The organism is Halomonas sp. 113 (genome assembly GCF_904067645.1).
GTDB classification, from domain to species: Bacteria; Pseudomonadota; Gammaproteobacteria; order Pseudomonadales; family Halomonadaceae; genus Vreelandella; species Vreelandella titanicae.
The window spans coordinates 1,237,735-1,252,683 of the sequence record NZ_LR881453.1 but is presented as its reverse complement, the minus strand read 5'-3'; the positions used below and the strand labels follow the sequence as shown (position 1 = coordinate 1,252,683).

At 50.7% G+C, this 14,949-nt stretch carries 18 protein-coding genes; 7 read left to right on the top strand and 11 right to left on the bottom strand.

What is annotated here, in order from left to right; all coding sequences use genetic code 11:
- Positions 1-12: 12 nt before the first annotated feature.
- A complete protein-coding gene (locus YERSI8AC_RS05915; protein WP_022520605.1) occupies positions 13-1,284 on the bottom strand; it encodes an Nramp family divalent metal transporter in 1,272 nt (423 codons plus the stop codon).
- Between the two features lie 102 nt (positions 1,285-1,386).
- Positions 1,387-2,304, bottom strand: a complete 918-nt coding sequence (locus tag YERSI8AC_RS05910) for a dihydrodipicolinate synthase family protein (RefSeq protein ID WP_022520606.1) — start codon at positions 2,302-2,304, stop codon at positions 1,387-1,389.
- A gap of 269 nt (positions 2,305-2,573) precedes the next feature.
- On the opposite strand from YERSI8AC_RS05910, the gene YERSI8AC_RS05905 reads away from it, so the two are divergent.
- Positions 2,574-3,578, top strand: a complete 1,005-nt coding sequence (locus tag YERSI8AC_RS05905; RefSeq protein ID WP_022520607.1) for a LacI family DNA-binding transcriptional regulator — start codon at positions 2,574-2,576, stop codon at positions 3,576-3,578.
- Positions 3,579-3,876: 298 nt separating this feature from the next.
- Positions 3,877-4,065, top strand: a complete 189-nt coding sequence (locus YERSI8AC_RS05900) for a hypothetical protein (RefSeq protein ID WP_022520608.1) — start codon at positions 3,877-3,879, stop codon at positions 4,063-4,065.
- 342 nt (positions 4,066-4,407) lie between these two features.
- Here YERSI8AC_RS05900 and YERSI8AC_RS05895 read toward each other — a convergent pair whose 3' ends face one another.
- Positions 4,408-5,292, bottom strand: coding sequence for a LysR family transcriptional regulator (locus YERSI8AC_RS05895; protein WP_022520609.1), 885 nt, complete (start codon positions 5,290-5,292; stop codon positions 4,408-4,410).
- A 107-nt stretch (positions 5,293-5,399) separates the two neighbouring features.
- Here YERSI8AC_RS05895 and YERSI8AC_RS05890 point away from each other — a divergent pair, with 107 nt between their 5' ends.
- The gene (locus YERSI8AC_RS05890) at positions 5,400-6,419 is read left to right on the top strand and encodes an NADP-dependent oxidoreductase (protein WP_022520610.1); all 1,020 of its coding nucleotides are present in this window, start codon (positions 5,400-5,402) and stop codon (positions 6,417-6,419) included.
- Here the strand turns inward: YERSI8AC_RS05890 and YERSI8AC_RS05885 are convergent.
- Positions 6,386-7,321, bottom strand: a complete 936-nt coding sequence (locus YERSI8AC_RS05885) for a LysR family transcriptional regulator (RefSeq protein WP_022520611.1) — start codon at positions 7,319-7,321, stop codon at positions 6,386-6,388. The two genes, YERSI8AC_RS05890 and YERSI8AC_RS05885, sit on opposite strands and share 34 nt — an antisense overlap.
- Positions 7,322-7,481: 160 nt before the next feature.
- On the opposite strand from YERSI8AC_RS05885, the gene YERSI8AC_RS05880 reads away from it, so the two are divergent.
- The 3 genes from YERSI8AC_RS05880 to YERSI8AC_RS05870 all read left to right on the top strand — a co-directional run bounded on the left by YERSI8AC_RS05880 (position 7,482) and on the right by YERSI8AC_RS05870 (position 8,380).
- Positions 7,482-7,721, top strand: a complete 240-nt coding sequence (locus YERSI8AC_RS05880; RefSeq protein ID WP_053856851.1) for a hypothetical protein — start codon at positions 7,482-7,484, stop codon at positions 7,719-7,721.
- Positions 7,722-7,877: 156 nt separating this feature from the next.
- Positions 7,878-8,129: a type II toxin-antitoxin system Phd/YefM family antitoxin gene (locus YERSI8AC_RS05875; protein ID WP_022520613.1), complete on the top strand. Its 252-nt coding sequence runs from the start codon at positions 7,878-7,880 to the stop codon at positions 8,127-8,129.
- Positions 8,126-8,380, top strand: coding sequence for a Txe/YoeB family addiction module toxin (locus tag YERSI8AC_RS05870; protein WP_022520614.1), 255 nt, complete (start codon positions 8,126-8,128; stop codon positions 8,378-8,380). The genes YERSI8AC_RS05875 and YERSI8AC_RS05870 overlap by 4 nt, the downstream gene beginning before the upstream one ends.
- A gap of 501 nt (positions 8,381-8,881) precedes the next feature.
- On the opposite strand, the gene YERSI8AC_RS05865 is transcribed toward YERSI8AC_RS05870, so the two are convergent.
- The 7 genes from YERSI8AC_RS05865 to YERSI8AC_RS05835 all read right to left on the bottom strand — a co-directional run bounded on the left by YERSI8AC_RS05865 (position 8,882) and on the right by YERSI8AC_RS05835 (position 13,820).
- Entirely contained in the window at positions 8,882-9,337 is a 456-nt protein-coding gene (locus tag YERSI8AC_RS05865; protein WP_022520615.1) for a GNAT family N-acetyltransferase, read from the bottom strand.
- 89 nt (positions 9,338-9,426) lie between these two features.
- A complete protein-coding gene (locus YERSI8AC_RS05860) occupies positions 9,427-10,011 on the bottom strand; it encodes an HD domain-containing protein (RefSeq protein WP_159176313.1) in 585 nt (194 codons plus the stop codon).
- A 119-nt stretch (positions 10,012-10,130) separates the two neighbouring features.
- The gene (locus tag YERSI8AC_RS05855; RefSeq protein ID WP_027959862.1) at positions 10,131-10,493 is read right to left on the bottom strand and encodes a DUF1304 domain-containing protein; all 363 of its coding nucleotides are present in this window, start codon (positions 10,491-10,493) and stop codon (positions 10,131-10,133) included.
- A gap of 63 nt (positions 10,494-10,556) precedes the next feature.
- Positions 10,557-10,982: a GNAT family N-acetyltransferase gene (locus YERSI8AC_RS05850; RefSeq protein WP_236557256.1), complete on the bottom strand. Its 426-nt coding sequence runs from the start codon at positions 10,980-10,982 to the stop codon at positions 10,557-10,559.
- Positions 10,983-11,383: 401 nt separating this feature from the next.
- Positions 11,384-11,572: a 2-hydroxymuconate tautomerase gene (locus tag YERSI8AC_RS05845; RefSeq protein ID WP_022520619.1), complete on the bottom strand. Its 189-nt coding sequence runs from the start codon at positions 11,570-11,572 to the stop codon at positions 11,384-11,386.
- 372 nt (positions 11,573-11,944) lie between these two features.
- On the bottom strand, positions 11,945-13,132 hold the full coding sequence (locus YERSI8AC_RS05840) for a pyridoxal phosphate-dependent aminotransferase (RefSeq protein WP_053856853.1): 1,188 nt from the start codon (positions 13,130-13,132) through the stop codon (positions 11,945-11,947).
- Between the two features lie 10 nt (positions 13,133-13,142).
- Positions 13,143-13,820 (bottom strand): TetR family transcriptional regulator C-terminal domain-containing protein, encoded by a 678-nt coding sequence (locus YERSI8AC_RS05835; protein WP_022520621.1) that lies wholly within the window; start codon positions 13,818-13,820, stop codon positions 13,143-13,145.
- Positions 13,821-14,144: 324 nt separating this feature from the next.
- Here YERSI8AC_RS05835 and YERSI8AC_RS05830 point away from each other — a divergent pair, with 324 nt between their 5' ends.
- Positions 14,145-14,915 (top strand): ABC transporter ATP-binding protein, encoded by a 771-nt coding sequence (locus tag YERSI8AC_RS05830; protein WP_159176312.1) that lies wholly within the window; start codon positions 14,145-14,147, stop codon positions 14,913-14,915.
- Positions 14,916-14,949: the final 34 nt, after the last annotated feature.

The window sequence follows — 14,949 nt, the reverse complement described above, 5'->3', positions numbered from 1 at the left end:
TTTATTTTCAACTTAACCCAGGAGCCTAAAAACAAGCTGAGAAGACATTGCGAAAATGGTCACCAACCCCACTAGAGCAAGCGTGGTTTGTAGAGGGCCATTTTTTAGATCCCCCATCACATCTTCACGTCTTGTCAAAAGAAAGAGAATAATTCCCAAAAAAGGTGCTACTAGGACGGTTAAGGCTTGAGCGATAATAATTAGCTCAATGGGAGAACCCTTCGCCACCACAGCAACCGTAGCTCCCCAAGCCAACACCCCGTATACAAGCAGCTTGACTCTCCATCCGGATAAACTGCTGTTCCAGCCCAACGCATCCGCTAATAGCGTTCCTCCCGCAGAAGCATTTGCCGCCATTGATGAAAAGGCGGCTGCGAAGAACCCAAGGCTGAACAGTACCGCCCCTACCTTTCCAGCCAGCGGCTCCAATACGCTTGCCAACTGTGGAAAAGTCGTTGCTACAGTACCAGTGGAGTGAAGTACCGCTGAGGCTACAATGATGATGAGCATCGCCATAAATGCGGTTGCCACATTCCCCGGGAGAGTATCCATTAACGTAATAGCTCGGTACTGCTGCCTATTCAGCTTTCTTTCATGGATGGCATAGCCAGTATAAAAAGCTGAGTTAATGGAGAAATTTGTACCGATCAAAGCAATTAAAAGAACGCTGGCCTCAGCAGGAAATTTGGGAATAAGACCTTGCGCAGCAGCCGCCCAATCTGGGTCACTCAGTATGGTTGATGCTAAAAAACCTACGGACATAAGCCCAATCAAAGCGACCAACAAGCGCTCCATCGCCTTATAAGTATTCCGCATGGCTATTAATAAGCCGACCGCTACTGTACTAGCGAGCGTCCAGCCTACTACCGAACCTCCTAAAAGCAGGCTTAGCGCTAAACCAGAGCCAACGGCATTGCCTACAGCAAACATCAAAGTGATAGAGAAAACACCGAAGCCAGCCATGACACCAATTGGCCGACCAAGTTTTTGCTTGGTGACTTTGACCACAGAGTCACCAGATGCAAGGCCCAACCGAACAGCCATATCATTAAACACAAACATTAGCACTGCAGACACAAGGATTACCCAAAGCAGCATGTAGCCATATTGGCTGCCTGCCTGCACAGCGGATGTCAGCGCACCGGGTCCGAAACGCCAAGCGCCAGCGACAAATGCAGGCCCCATTAACGCAAGCATTTGTGGCAACGTCAGAGAAAACCGAGATCGATGGTGGTTTGTCGCAGGGGGAAATGGCCCTGAATCATGTTTGGTATTCATACTCATCCTACGCTCCTATTAAATTTGTTATTTAGGATGCATTACGGTGATGCCTCATTGGCATCACCGTTCGGGGACGCCCAGCGTCTAAGGATTCGTCAATCCCGGTTAGGCTAAACCGGCTTGTTTCATAGCAGCAGCAATTTCACGATCTGCGCCTTCGGCAAGCGGACGAAGCGGAGAGCGCACAGTAGCGTGATCAAGAATACCCCGGGCTACCAGGGCCCATTTTAGAGCCACAGTCCCTTCCATATGCGAACCACGGTGATAGACATTCTTGGTGACTGGAAGGAGGCGATCATGCAATTCGCGCGCCTTGGCATAATCCTTGGCTTTTCCTGCTTTGATCAGTTCGATCAGAGGCTCCGGTGCAATACTGCCATAGCCAACTAGCGCACCATCGACATCAAACATGGTGTGAAGCAGGTACTCATCATGACAAGTCAGAATTTGTAGATCCGGGTGCTCAGCGCGAATGACAGGAATTTCAGTATCCCAGCGCTTCATATTTCGAACACCATTTTTCATCGCAAACACACCAGGTTGAGCCGCAATATCAAGCTGCGTCTGGAGGTTGTAAGTGGCTTTCGTATTGTCCGGATACTGGAAAAGAATCAGCGGTAGCTCACTTTCCTCATGAATGCGGCGATAGCGCTCTTGAGGCGCTCCCTCCTGATAACCAAACCTTAGCCAGCCATGAGATGGGTAGACTAGACCAGCAGATGCGCCCGCCTCGACAGCACGTTTTGCTTCTTCGGCTGCAACATGGTCACCTTCGCGAGTGATGCCCGCGATAATGGGTATCTCACCTTTTACCGATTCAACAAATGCCTCAATAACGCGCGTCTGCTCGTCAGAGGTCATGAATGTACCCTCACCAGCATGGCCAAGAACAACGAGACCTTTAACGCCGTCGATGCCGCCCAACCAAGAGCCAAGCTTCTTGATTGCAGCAAAATCAACCTCGCCATCGCGAGTGAAAGGAGTAACCGGTGCGGGGGTCAAACCTCGGAGATCGAGAGACATAATGATTCCTCTTATATGATTGTGTTATCGTTCCTGGGAACGATTGCAATCGTTTCACCAAATACACCACATCGAAAATTAGACGTTAGTCTACGACTCACAAATGATGTGTGGATACGGAAAGCAAACTAATAGTAAATCAGTGGGGTTAGCGTCATATCGCTTATAAGATCGCTGTAAAACCGATAGAATGGTTCGCCTAAATGCCTGTTTATGCGAGCCAACACAGAGGTTCAGTAATCCACCTCACGTCATGGAATAATATATTCATGCACGGTAAGCCTATAACTATGCAAGACGTTGCCAAAGCCGCGGGCGTCAGCACGTCTACAGTCTCTCGCGTTCTTGATGAGCGCCTTCCGCCTTCCAATAGCCCAGCCGCTCAACGGGTTAAAAAAACGGCGGAAGAACTCGGCTATAAGCGTGACATTCTTGCCTCCAGCTTGAGGCGAGGTGGTACAGGCACTATCGGTGTACTGGTGCCCCGACTGAGCGATACCGTCATGGCTCTTATCTACGAAGCGATCTCTAAAGTTGCTCAAGAACGTCACTATTTCGCTATCGTAGCAACCAGTGGTGACGATCCTGAAAGCGAGCGTCAAGCGGTTGAATTGCTTCTCAATCGACGTGTGGACGGCCTAATTTTGGCTACCAGCCGACTTGATGACCAATTACCATCTCAACTGCGTGACCGGGGAGTTCCGCACTCATTGGTGCTTCGTACCGATGGTAAAAGTCCTTCTGCCTTGGGTGACGATATTCAAGGTGGATACCTTGCTACTCGGCACCTCATCGACCTGGGGCACCGTGACATTGGCCTTGTTGCAGGCCCTAGCTTTACCTCTAGCGCTCGCGACCGACAAAAAGGCTTTCGCAAAGCCATGAGCGAATCAGGGATTCCTGTGCGTGAGCCATGGATTATCGAGTCAGGCTATGGAATCGAAGCTGGCGAGGAAGCAGGGCTGGCTCTGCTCTCACAGAATGAGAAACCAACAGCCATTTTTGCAGTCAACGATAACCTCGCTATTGGCGTGATGGCTGCTGCACATAGACTTGGCATTGAGGTGGGCAAAACGCTTTCATTAGTCGGATATAACGATATCCCTCTTGCCAGTCGTCTACCTGTGCCGCTCACGTCTGTATACATACCTTTTGACTATATTGCACAACAGGCTGTCGACTTACTGCTAAGCGATAAACACTCTGGCTCGCCGATCAATAGAGTGGCTATGCCTAGTTTGATCCCAAGATCATCATCAGTCCGACATATATAAAAAATCATGAGTACGCAGTATTAAGCTATTACTCTGAGAGCCCTCCTAATGCTAATCTAAATTATGGCAGAGGGCTATTCACTAGATACTCATTAGCAAATAGTATACGCCCTACATTTATAAAAATATTTACTTTTTCATTAACTGCTTATCATCAGAGAAGAACTTGATAGAATCCAGCGCTACTCAGCATCCTAACCTTACACTTAAGTAAGTTATTTTACGCACCTAGTTTAATCAAACGAGCTTTCCTACCATAACGTGTATTGCCCTGCATTCCATCACTGGCCTAGACGCCGTGAACATAGACACCAGCCTCGTATTCATTGATGTGAACATCATCACCGTCAGCCTCACCATTGGCTTAGCCATCACAGTGATGGCCTCCATAGGAGCGCTACTAGACCACAAACTCGGTAAATATGTTGGGCCATTGGGCAAAACTCATTGGCGGCGTAGTGTTGATTGGGATGGCACTCAGTTTTAGTAATGCTGCCGTTTCTTGAGCTGTAGCCAAAGTTGCAATAGGCATTGCAACGACAGTTTTGCTTGGCGTGAATCAGCCCCACTGTTTCAGAGTATTTATAGATTCCCTTGGTCAGAAAGTTTTTCCCTACTATGGATGGAGACTAGCAGGTATCCATCCGCTCGAACTGGAATTTGGTTTTGCACCAGACCGCAGGACTATTGGCACTGTAGCGGCAAATTCCCAGGGTAGCTGTGCGTGGCTCGGATCGCTGACGCAAAGGAACGGAGAACGACAATCCTGGTGAGCTTTCGGCCAGCAGCCGCCGTCAAAATGGCGCTCACCGAAACGACACAAAGCTGTTCAAAGTCGTTCGATCAACATATCGATAAAGGCGCGTACAGCGGGGTTGGTGCTACGACTCTGTGGCCATAGCGCAATGATATTATGCCGCTCTACATCGAAGTCGGGCAGGATTGGTACCAGTTCCTCTCGCCTAACCCGCTGGGCAGCCATGAAACTTGCAACCATCCCGATACCTGCACCCGTGGCCATAGCAGCTATGACGGCTTCGCTTGAATCAACGATAACAGGGGAAGATGGCACTATTTCGATCTCCTTCTCGCCGATCCGGAACGGCCAGCGAAACATTTGCCCCGTACTTTGGTAGCGCAAATTGATCGTTTCGTGCCCCACCAGTTCATCTGGATGCTCGGGAGCACCATACCTAGCCAGGTAGTCTGGCGAAGCGTAGCAAGAGAGCCTGTAAGGCGAGAGTCGCCTGGACAACAGTGACGAATCCGCAAGGTCACCGATCCGCACTGCAAGATCAATGCTCTCTTCAACCATACCGACGATGTGGTCGCTCAGCCGCAGGTCGATCGTTACCTTCGGGTAGCGCGTTCGAAAATCCGTAATAGCAGGAGCAATCAGATGCAGACCCAATGGGAGTGATGCCGCAATTCGTAACGTGCCTGCGGGCTCGGAACGAGCAGACTTCACTACCTGCTCTATCTCTTCTGCCTGGCGCAACAGCTCTAGCACACGTCCATGCAAGTCGCGGCCCTCGGCCGTGAAAGACAGCGAGCGTGTCGTACGAGTGAAAAGAGAGACGCCGAAGTGACGCTCCAACCGCTGGATGCTTTTGCTTATCGCAGAGGGCGAAACAGACAGCGAGCGCGCCGCAGCGGTGTAGCTGCCTAAGGAGCCGGCGCGTGCAAATGCGATAAGCCCCGTGAGGCGTTCCAATCCGATTTGTTCCTTCATGGAATTATTAAAACGAATCTACGCACCATTATCAATGACAAGGAACTTCCTTACTATTTGCCATGTGACTATTCTTGAGTGAGGTTGTGATGAACGACATGATGAAAGCAGTGCAGCTGCATAGTTTCGGTGGCCCAGAGGTCTTGCTTTACGAAGATACGCCCCGACCCGAAGTACAAACCGGTGAAGTGCTTATCCAAGTTAATGCGGCAAGTCTTAACCCACCAGACCTTTACCTGCGCGACGGCTATCGGGCGCTACCTCCAGAATGGCAGCCTAGCCCACATTTCCCGTTGATATTGGGCACTGATGTGTCAGGGGTCGTTGCTGCCATTGGCGACGAGGTTTCCAAAGTCAGCGTAGGTGACCACGTCTTTGCAATGGTGCGTTTTCCCGAAGACCTGATGACGGGCAGCAGCACCTATGCCGAATATGTCAGCGTTCCTGAAAGCCACCTAGCGTTGAAGCCAAAGGGCATTTCTCATGTCGAGGCAGCAGGTGCCCCAATGTCACTGCTTACTGTCTGGCAGTTTCTGGTTGATCCTGGTAATGACCTACCCAATCCATTCCAGGCATTTCGGCATGTGCCTGTACCGCTCGAAGGCAAGACCGTCTTGATCAATGGAGCTGGCGGTGGCGTGGGGCATCTAGCGGTTCAAGTCGCCAAATGGAAAGGGGCGCGTGTAATCGCGGTTGCTTCGGGTAAGCATGAAGAGCTTCTTCGCGAGCTGGGTGCTGACGACTTCATTGATTACACCAAGGCAGCCGCCGAAACGGTCGCACATGATGTGGATCTGGTGCTTGACGCTGTGGGTGGCCCGAACATGGAGCGCTTCCTCAGCATTATTAAACCAGGCGGTTCGCTCTTTCTGGTCAACCCCTTGGGCTTTTCTGCCAGGGATGAAGCCAACAGGCTAGGGGTTACGGTTTCCTCACTACAGGTGCACTCAAACGGAATGCTGCTGGCGCAGGCCAGTCGCTTGCTCGACGACCGTACCATTCGGATCGTGATCGACAGTACCTATTCGTTGGCAGAAGCATCGGCTGCGCACCAGAGAGCTATGCAAGGCGGCATTCAAGGTAAGGTCGTGCTTGTCGTTAAACAGTAACCGGCCAAGCGTTGTTTCTGAGCGCGAACCACTTCTGTCAGAAAATCCATCAAGGCATGAATCCTCACTACGCCTCGTAGATCCGGGTGCATCAGAAACCACAAGCCGTATTCCAGCTCCGGGATAGGATCAGTGAGCTGGATAATGTCCGGATCTTCGTCCGCCAAATAACAGGGCAGCACACCCAGCCCCATACCGGAGCTAATAGCGCTGAGTATATTGACCAGCGTATCGACACGGTAGACACAGGCCGCTTTCAGCGCGTTGTTGTCCATCCACTGATCCAGTGCTGAGTCCTGCAATCGCGGGCCAGCACCAATCCAGGGCTGGCTAGCAAGGGTCTTGATAGAAGCTCCTGGTGACAGATTGAGGCTTCGGTGTCCGTAGACCGCCTGCCCTATGGCCGTCAGCGGTCGCCCAATCAGATTTTCAGGAGGAGCATTGGACGGGCGGATGGCGACGTCAGCTTCTCTGCGTGTCAGATTGAATAGCTGGTTGGATACGGCGACGTCCAACACGATGCCTGGATATTTATGCTGAAACTGCGTGAACAGAGGAGAGAGCAGCCCCATCAACAAAGAGTCCGTTGTGGTGAGCCAGATTTCCCCTCTCGGCTCCAAGTCGCGCCCAGCGACTTTACGTTCGGCGGCCAAGGCTACTTCATCCATGATTCTGGCGGTTTCAGCGAGCTCTTCTCCAGCAAGCGTTGGCCGGTAACCGGTTCGGCTTCTTTCAAAAAGAGCAACACCAAGGCGCTGTTCGATATCACCCAGCCGTCGGAAAATCGTAGCGTGACTGACGCCCAAGACGCGTGAGGCACCCGACAGCGAACCTGCAGTTGCGATTGCCAGGACGACCTCAAAGTCGTTCCACGCTAGGTGACTCCTGGTTTTCTGTGTCATGGCAGAAGGTTGCCTGAGATTTTTACCTGTTCGTTTTTGCAAAGTTAATTCTCACTTTCATGGAATACCTTGCAGCTTAGAACAAGATTAGCATGCACCTGAACCCATGAGATAACCCAATCGCCCCGGGAACAGGGACGATATGATGGAGGTCAGGCGCATGATGAACTCAACAAAAGTGCAGAACTTTCACCACCACGGCTCGTTAGCCCCCTGCTATAACGATGCCGTGCCAGAAGGAAGTGCCGGCAATTTGCTCAAGGGAAGCATCCCTTCCAGATACCGCGATGGGCGGGGAGGCGTTGATCTTGAGCGTGTGCGGCTGGATCAGCAAGAAGCTCGACGACAGGTAATCCAGGCGATGGTACGACGTATCGAAAAGCTATGGCGTCTGCGTTGAGACAACGCATTAGCAAACAAGCTGCCAACACGCGTAACTTTCCAATGGATTCGAATCCGCAAAGCGGCGGAAAACCGAGCGCTGTGCAGTTGATTGTCAAACCTCACTACGTACTATATCCTGTACATTAACAACATCCTGTACAGGAGCAACCTTATGGATGCTATCAGCTACACAGCCGCTAGAACCAATCTAGCAAAAACCATGGAGCAGGTCTGTGAAGACCATTCACCTATGATCATCACCCGAAGCAAGGCGCAATCCGTGGTAATGATCTCTCTCGAAGACTATGAGGCGCTGCAAGAGACAGCCTATCTTCTGCGCGCACCTAAGAACGCCCGCCGTTTGCTGGAATCCGTTGCCGAATTGGAACAAGGTGGTGGTCAGGAGAAGGAACTTCTTGAATGAAACTAATCTTCTCCGAGAGCGCCTGGGAAGACTATCTGTACTGGCAGAAAACCGACAAGAAGATTCTTAACCGAATTAACAAGTTAATCAAAGAGACCAAACGAGAGCCATTTGAAGGGGTCGGCAAACCAGAGCCTCTCAAACACAGTCTCGCCGGTTATTGGTCTCGGCGAATCAACGAAGAACACCGAATGGTTTACAAAGTCACGGATGACGCTTTGCTAATTGCCCAACTCCGGTATCACTACTGATTTAACGCCGCATTAAGGTGTGAGTAACGCTGTCACCTAACCTAAACTATTGCGCCGTAAACACGAAACCCAACCTTGAACTGAGAATGCCAAGCGTTGCGATTCACTCTTAAACGCTTTGTTATGACGCTGAGCTTTGAGTCAGTTAATTTAATCGTGTGCCATAACGAGGCTGTAGAAAAAACCGATTTCGAGCCGTTTCCACCGCCTGTTGTCCTTATTTATTTACCCAGCCGGTCATCTGGCTGAGTAATCTTAATATCGGCATTTAGCCACTTTAGCGCCCAACTATAACCACCATGGCATTTTGATCGTGGTTATAAGGCTTGAAGCGCGGCATGCTGACCACTCCTCGTCTGTTTTCTCGATCCTACCAAAACTTTGCCGTCAGCGGGGTTTTTCTACAGGCTCAACGTTTTGTTAAGGGGTGGGCTTTAGCCCGTCCCAGCGAGCACAGCGAACGGTTTGAACCACTTGTTGGATGGTACCAATATGACCTCACTATTTATTAGGGAAGTATTCAAGTATCTCATCTTCCGCATCATCAAATAGACCAGTTGAACGCCAGCCTAGGTGTCGATAAAAGCCATATGACCGAGCTTTCGCATCGGATGAACACCCGAGGAAAAGTCGTTCAAACCCTAAAGAGTTGAAAGACTCAATCATTTGATTTAATAGTGCTTTGCCAACACCTTTACTTTCATATTCTGGCAATAGTGCCAAAACAACAATTTCTCCGGTTTCGCTATCACCGAAGCAATAGCCAATAATCTTCCCTTCACTAACACCAACGTAACCAGGTAAGGAGCCATCGCTAATTCCTGCTTTCCAGCTCTCTAAAGTAATACCGAGTTCTTCCAATTGTTCGACAGAGAAAGCGTTTTCTCTCGCCTTTCCTCTCAAGGCAATGCATTCGGCCACATCGTCAGGTGTTGCCATCCTGTATGCAACTTTCATTAAGAGCTCCATTTTAGTGCTTGGTTGTAGATCTAACGCCGTTCAGCACGCGCGGCTACGAAATGAAGGCGTCGCCGTGACGGACCTGGTTAGGAGTTCTTTAGCCAGCCTTGATCCACGGCGTACTCAACCTTTGAAATAAACCAGTCGTATATTTCTGAGTTTTCCTGCTCTATGAACCCATGCATTTTCAGCACTTGGCTCTTCCGTATGCCATGGTCTCTCCAGGCACGGCCCTCGCTCGTTACATTGTGCAGAAAGGGTAATAGACGGTCGATGACTTTGAGAAGCCTTGCTTCCTTAGTTTCCCCAGACTCTTGCTCTTCCCAGAGCTCCGGAAGATCTCCGATTGGGTTACCGGGATGAGAAGCCAGTTTCTCGATATACTTACGCTCTTCAATGTGGGCATCATTGCGGTTTGCGCTATAGAGAAATGTATCTCCTGCACCAATCTCACCAAGATCATGCACCAGGGCCAGTTTGAGTAATTTTAAGAGTTCAAAGTCTTCCTGTGACTGCTCTGCAAAAGCCCAGCAAGCCATCGCCAGGTGCCACGAATGTTCTGCTGAGTTCTCAACTCGCTCTCCACCGTTGATGTAGGTTTTGCGGTTTACCGATTTTAACGCATCAAACTGAAGTAAAAATTCCGATATCTGAGTGACTTTTTTGGTCACGTACTTCTCCTAACTCCGTGCACAGCGGCGACCTTGAAATGGTGACGAAGGAGCCCTGGAAAGGGTATCCGGCGGCCGCAGGCCGCGTACTGATGCGAATTGTTATGGCGAACCTGCACTTAATGATTAGCGAAAAGAACTAAAAGCAAGCCAATTGCTCCTGGCAACGCCTGCACAAATAGAATTTTCCGGTTTGCTGTTGCTGCACCGTAGATTCCGGCCACAACAACGCACGCCAAGAAATATAACTTGAAATCGTATCCTGCCGCACCTTGAAAGATACCAACCAAAAGACCGACTGCAATAAAACCGTTATAAAGACCTTGATTCGATGCCAAAACCTTTGTCGTTGCGGCTTGCTCTTTGGAATGACCAAAGACTTTAAGGCCCATCGGCTTATCCCAAAGAAACATCTCCAATATCAAGAAATATCCGTGGAGCAAAGCTACCAATAACACTACCAAATCAGTAATCATTGCCATGTGCACCTACCTACTTTTGAGACATAACACCACAATCACGCGCTTGTCGCGTGCATTGCATTGTTAAACCGTTCGTTGGCATGACGTATCGCCAGAAAATTCGAGAGTGAGTCTCAGCATATCTTTATGCTGAACTCCATTTTCAAAGATTGGCTCAGGATAGTTCTTCAAAAAGAAACCCTTATCAATACAGTCCACTCTAAAACCCTGCCTTTGGTAGAAGGTCAGTTGGTAACCGAAAGTACCGGTTCCGACCTCTAGGCCCTTTGCACCTGACTCCTGCATTTTATCGATAACTGTTTCCAAAAGTCGCGTTCCGATGCCACGCTGTTGATGCGATGGAGAAACAGCAATATTCATCAATTCCAATATTCCTGCTCCGATTGGCTTGAGAACACAAGATCCGATCACCTCGTCGTTGGTATATGCAACAAAACACCTTGCCTGATCCAGGTACTCTTTGATGGCCTTTTCAGATGGATCTGCCAAAAGAAGTAGATCTATCGGAACCTCTGAAGGTGGAACTTCGTCTATTCGCAACGGTATTTACACCCCCGAAACTCGGCATTAGGTTTAACTGTGATTATACACCCCGCTGCATAAGCTCAATAAACGTTTCGGCGCGTTCATTGAGCTTATGTAGCCACCAAAATTAACTCTACCCCATTGATTCTTCAGGTAGCAAAGAAAATTTCGGCAGTACACCCAAGATTCGGGTGCTTGCGCGTTTTGGTTAACTCGACAACGCTGTATATAAGCACACATTTTGTAGGGAGCGGCCCCTATGAAACTGATGGAGCGGGTGAAGGCTACCCTCAGAGTCAAACGCTATACGGATTCAATATCTCGACCTGCCCCACTGATCACCATTGTCCATTCGGGAAAGCTGCTCAGGAACGATCAGAATGTAGCTTCCCACCTTTGGCCCAATGCTCATCATCAAAATTTTGAAGGAAGATTGTTACTGCCTCAGGGCTGGTTCCATATGCTTCTGAAAATGCTTCGGTTATACGCTTAACTAAGAGCTCACGTTGCTCTTTAGTCCTGCCTGGAGACTGCTGAACGGTTACGATTGGCATATAGATCTCCTAATAAAATCAAAGATATATATAGGTTTAAATGAGGCACCCTGAGCAACCTTATTCAACCTGACGGCTCTTCCATTGAAGTTCTATCAACTATATCTTGACTCTACTCCACTCTTTCACAACCAAGCAAAGCCTAATTCGGCAGTATCAACCTTCCCCTTGCATTTCCCCCACCCGCCTCCTGCACTCCACCAACAAAAAGCTTGACGGGGTGCCAGTGATATCAGGCTGGGATCGCGCAAGGTGAGCACTTTGCTGCCAAGCGCTGATCCTGCTAAACCTGATCCGGATAATGCACTGCCTGTGCAGGCACCGGAGTAGGGGGTTAAATATCACAGTCAACGCATTCTTATATCTTGTCTGTTACGCCTCAAGGTGATGCCCTTCCAGGCTTCGACAAAGCGCTGCCAACCTGTCGACCGCCTGCATCAACACTTCATCCGGCACTGTCAGCGCCAGCCGAATTAGAGATGTAGCACTCTCGCCAAAGGAAGCGCCCGGCATCACCGCCACACCCTGCTCTTCGAGAAGGCGCCAAGCGAAGGCCTCGCCGTCCATACCTGTTTTGGAGATATCGATCATCAGGAACATGCCGCCCTGGGGCAGGCTTGAAGACAGCATGGGGATTTGGCTGATAGCTTTGTGCAGTAGTTTGGCGCGACGTCCCAGCGCTTCGCGCAGACGCTCGGCGGTATCGAAATGCTGGCGCAGAGCTACCTCGGTCATGTCAGCGATAAATGGCTGGTTGCCAAACAACATGGTTTCAGAGATGGGCAGCAAGCGGCGCGAGAACTCCACCGGCCCAATTGACCAACCACTACGGAAACCAGTTGCCGCATGGCTCTTGGAGATCGATGACACCACCACGGTTCGCTCTCTTAGGCTGTCGATTTCCAGCGGTGAGACAAAATCACCGTCGAAAATCAACGCTTCATAAACCTCATCACAGAGAATCCACAAATCGTGCTTGATACACAGCTCGCCCAGCTGCACCAAGGTCTTACGATCCAACACCGCGCCGGTAGGATTGTGCGGAGTATTGAGCATTAGCACCCGACTTTCCGGAGTAATAGCATCGGCCAGATCATCGGGCTGCATGATAAAACTATTCGCCATACGCAGAGGTACCGGTTGTAAATGCGCACCTGCCGCGCGAATAACCCCTTCATAGGTGGCATAGTACGGGTCGCCACTCAACACACCATCGCCTTCACCGACCAGTGCCAGAATGACAGCGAACAATGCAGTTTGGGTGCCGGGAAAACACAGCACGTTCTCTTCGCTGATAGAAGGAAGGCGTGGTGCATAGGTGTCGATAAGCGCATCGACCAATCCCGGTTCACCACGCCCGTTAGAATAGCGCGTTCGCCCCGCCCGCAAAGCATTGATGCAGTGTTCGACAAGAGCCGGATCTGTGGTGATATCCGGCTCACCGATGCTCAGCTCAATGACCTCTTTGCCTTTGGCTTGATGCGCTCTGGCGGCATTGTGCACCGCCCATTTGTCACCGCCAAGTTCATAAAGACGGTCGGTAATCGCTGCGTAGCGCATGAATAAATCCCTATTGTGTTGCGGGTTGAGAAGACGATTTGTCGACAGCGACATACTGCATCAGTGTGTTATTGGGCAGCGCTAGAATGCCTTCGGCGGCGCTCAACGCGATCTTAGGTAGCAACGCTGTGTCATATAGGCCGTGACCCAGCCCCCCTTCAAGCCACAGGCCATCAATCAGCGCATTCAGCGCAATAGCGTAGTGTTTACAGGTAACGGGGTCTGCCGGACGCTCCAGCGCTAAAAGTACCGGATGGATCAATGTTTCCAGCAAAGCCAGGAATTCTCGATAGCTTTCGCGGTGGATATCGGAATATTCCGGCTCGGTTCGCACGCGACCAATGAAGGTTGCCCACAGTGCGACCTTTCGAGACGACAGGTTCGGCGAGGTTACGTTAGCGACGATAAAGCGTGCCAAGCGCCGCTCTGGCACTTCGCCCGCTTGCTCAGAAGATTCCTCGGCTTCACCCGTCAGTTGGCCAATCAGGTAGGCATAAGCAGCACTCACCATGGCATCTTTAGAGCCGAAGTAATGCCTAATCAGCCCAGCCGTTACCCCTGCACGTTCGGCCACACGACGCGCGCTGGCACCATTCATTCCGTGCTCAGCAATACAGTGCAGCGTGGCTTCGAGTAAGCTGCGCCGCCGTGCATCCATAGACCAGCGCTGAAATGATTTCCTACTCATAATTTCCTTCGTTTCCGCTAAGAAACATCCGCCTAGGCATTTAATGCCACGTAAATTACTTCGCAGGATCTACTTCGCATTGTTTCCAGCACATAAGTTAAGCAACTGAATAACCTTGTGAGATCAATACAAAACCTGCCTCAACAGTCGATCACCAACAGCAACCGACTCACCTTTCGTTGAACATTGATGCTTTGAATCTGACCGTACTTGGCTTACAGTTATACTGTCGTATAACAAGGAACTAATTGCAAGCGCCTGCTAAATGATGAAGATGTTTCCCCTCCGGGAGGCAGATGGGCGCCCCCAGAGACGAGACAATCAATGGCAAACGTACCTGCAATAGAGATCCGTGATCTTCACAAACAATTTGGCTCTCTCAAGGTCCTCAAGGGTATCTCCCTGACCGCACGCCAAGGCGATATCGTCGCCATCATTGGTGGATCAGGCTCGGGAAAGTCCACACTACTTCGCTGCATTAATCTGCTGGAGCGCCCGACCTCGGGCGAGATAGCTATCCAGGGTGAACCCTATCGCATGAAGGACGCCCGCCATGGCGGTCTTGAAATCGCAGACCGTCGCCAGGTTCAGCGTATTCGCGCTCACCTCGGCATGGTTTTCCAGAACTTCAACCTGTGGCCACACCGTACGGTTCTGGAAAACGTGATCGAGGTGCCTATTCATGTGTTGGGCATGAAGCGCGACGAGGCCATTCATCGCGCTGAGGAACTACTCAACCGAGTGGGACTTGGCAGCAAGAAAGACATATATCCGGCCGTCATGTCCGGCGGGCAACAGCAGCGCGCAGCGATTGCTCGCGTGTTGGCCGTCGACCCGCTGGCCATGCTGTTCGATGAGCCCACATCAGCACTCGACCCGGAGCTGGTCGGCGAAGTGCTATCCGTGATTCGTGACCTAGCAGCCGAGCATCGCACCATGCTGCTGGTGACTCACGAAATGGCGTTTGCGCGTGATGTGGCCACACATGTGGTGTTCCTGCGAGAGGGCATAATCGAAGAACAGGGCCCTCCTGATCAGATTTTTGGTGACCCTCGCTCACCACATTTGAAGCAATTCATCAGTTCGGTGGCCTGACCGCCACCGATATCCCACCACTCCTGCAGACAAT

Bases quoted from the DNA above. Each gene is read 5' to 3' on its own strand.
- YERSI8AC_RS05915 (WP_022520605.1), bottom strand. From the start codon at position 1,284: ATGAGTATGAATACCAAACATGATTCAGGGCCATTTCCCCCTGCGACA.
- YERSI8AC_RS05910 (WP_022520606.1), bottom strand. From the start codon at position 2,304: ATGTCTCTCGATCTCCGAGGTTTGACCCCCGCACCGGTTACTCCTTTC.
- YERSI8AC_RS05905 (WP_022520607.1), top strand. From the start codon at position 2,574: ATGCACGGTAAGCCTATAACTATGCAAGACGTTGCCAAAGCCGCGGGC.
- YERSI8AC_RS05890 (WP_022520610.1), top strand. From the start codon at position 5,400: ATGAACGACATGATGAAAGCAGTGCAGCTGCATAGTTTCGGTGGCCCA.
- YERSI8AC_RS05885 (WP_022520611.1), bottom strand. From the start codon at position 7,321: ATGACACAGAAAACCAGGAGTCACCTAGCGTGGAACGACTTTGAGGTC.
- YERSI8AC_RS05880 (WP_053856851.1), top strand. From the start codon at position 7,482: ATGATGAACTCAACAAAAGTGCAGAACTTTCACCACCACGGCTCGTTA.
- YERSI8AC_RS05875 (WP_022520613.1), top strand. From the start codon at position 7,878: ATGGATGCTATCAGCTACACAGCCGCTAGAACCAATCTAGCAAAAACC.
- YERSI8AC_RS05870 (WP_022520614.1), top strand. From the start codon at position 8,126: ATGAAACTAATCTTCTCCGAGAGCGCCTGGGAAGACTATCTGTACTGG.
- YERSI8AC_RS05865 (WP_022520615.1), bottom strand. From the start codon at position 9,337: ATGAAAGTTGCATACAGGATGGCAACACCTGACGATGTGGCCGAATGC.
- YERSI8AC_RS05855 (WP_027959862.1), bottom strand. From the start codon at position 10,493: ATGGCAATGATTACTGATTTGGTAGTGTTATTGGTAGCTTTGCTCCAC.
- YERSI8AC_RS05845 (WP_022520619.1), bottom strand. From the start codon at position 11,572: ATGCCAATCGTAACCGTTCAGCAGTCTCCAGGCAGGACTAAAGAGCAA.
- YERSI8AC_RS05840 (WP_053856853.1), bottom strand. From the start codon at position 13,132: ATGCGCTACGCAGCGATTACCGACCGTCTTTATGAACTTGGCGGTGAC.
- YERSI8AC_RS05835 (WP_022520621.1), bottom strand. From the start codon at position 13,820: ATGAGTAGGAAATCATTTCAGCGCTGGTCTATGGATGCACGGCGGCGC.
- YERSI8AC_RS05830 (WP_159176312.1), top strand. From the start codon at position 14,145: ATGGCAAACGTACCTGCAATAGAGATCCGTGATCTTCACAAACAATTT.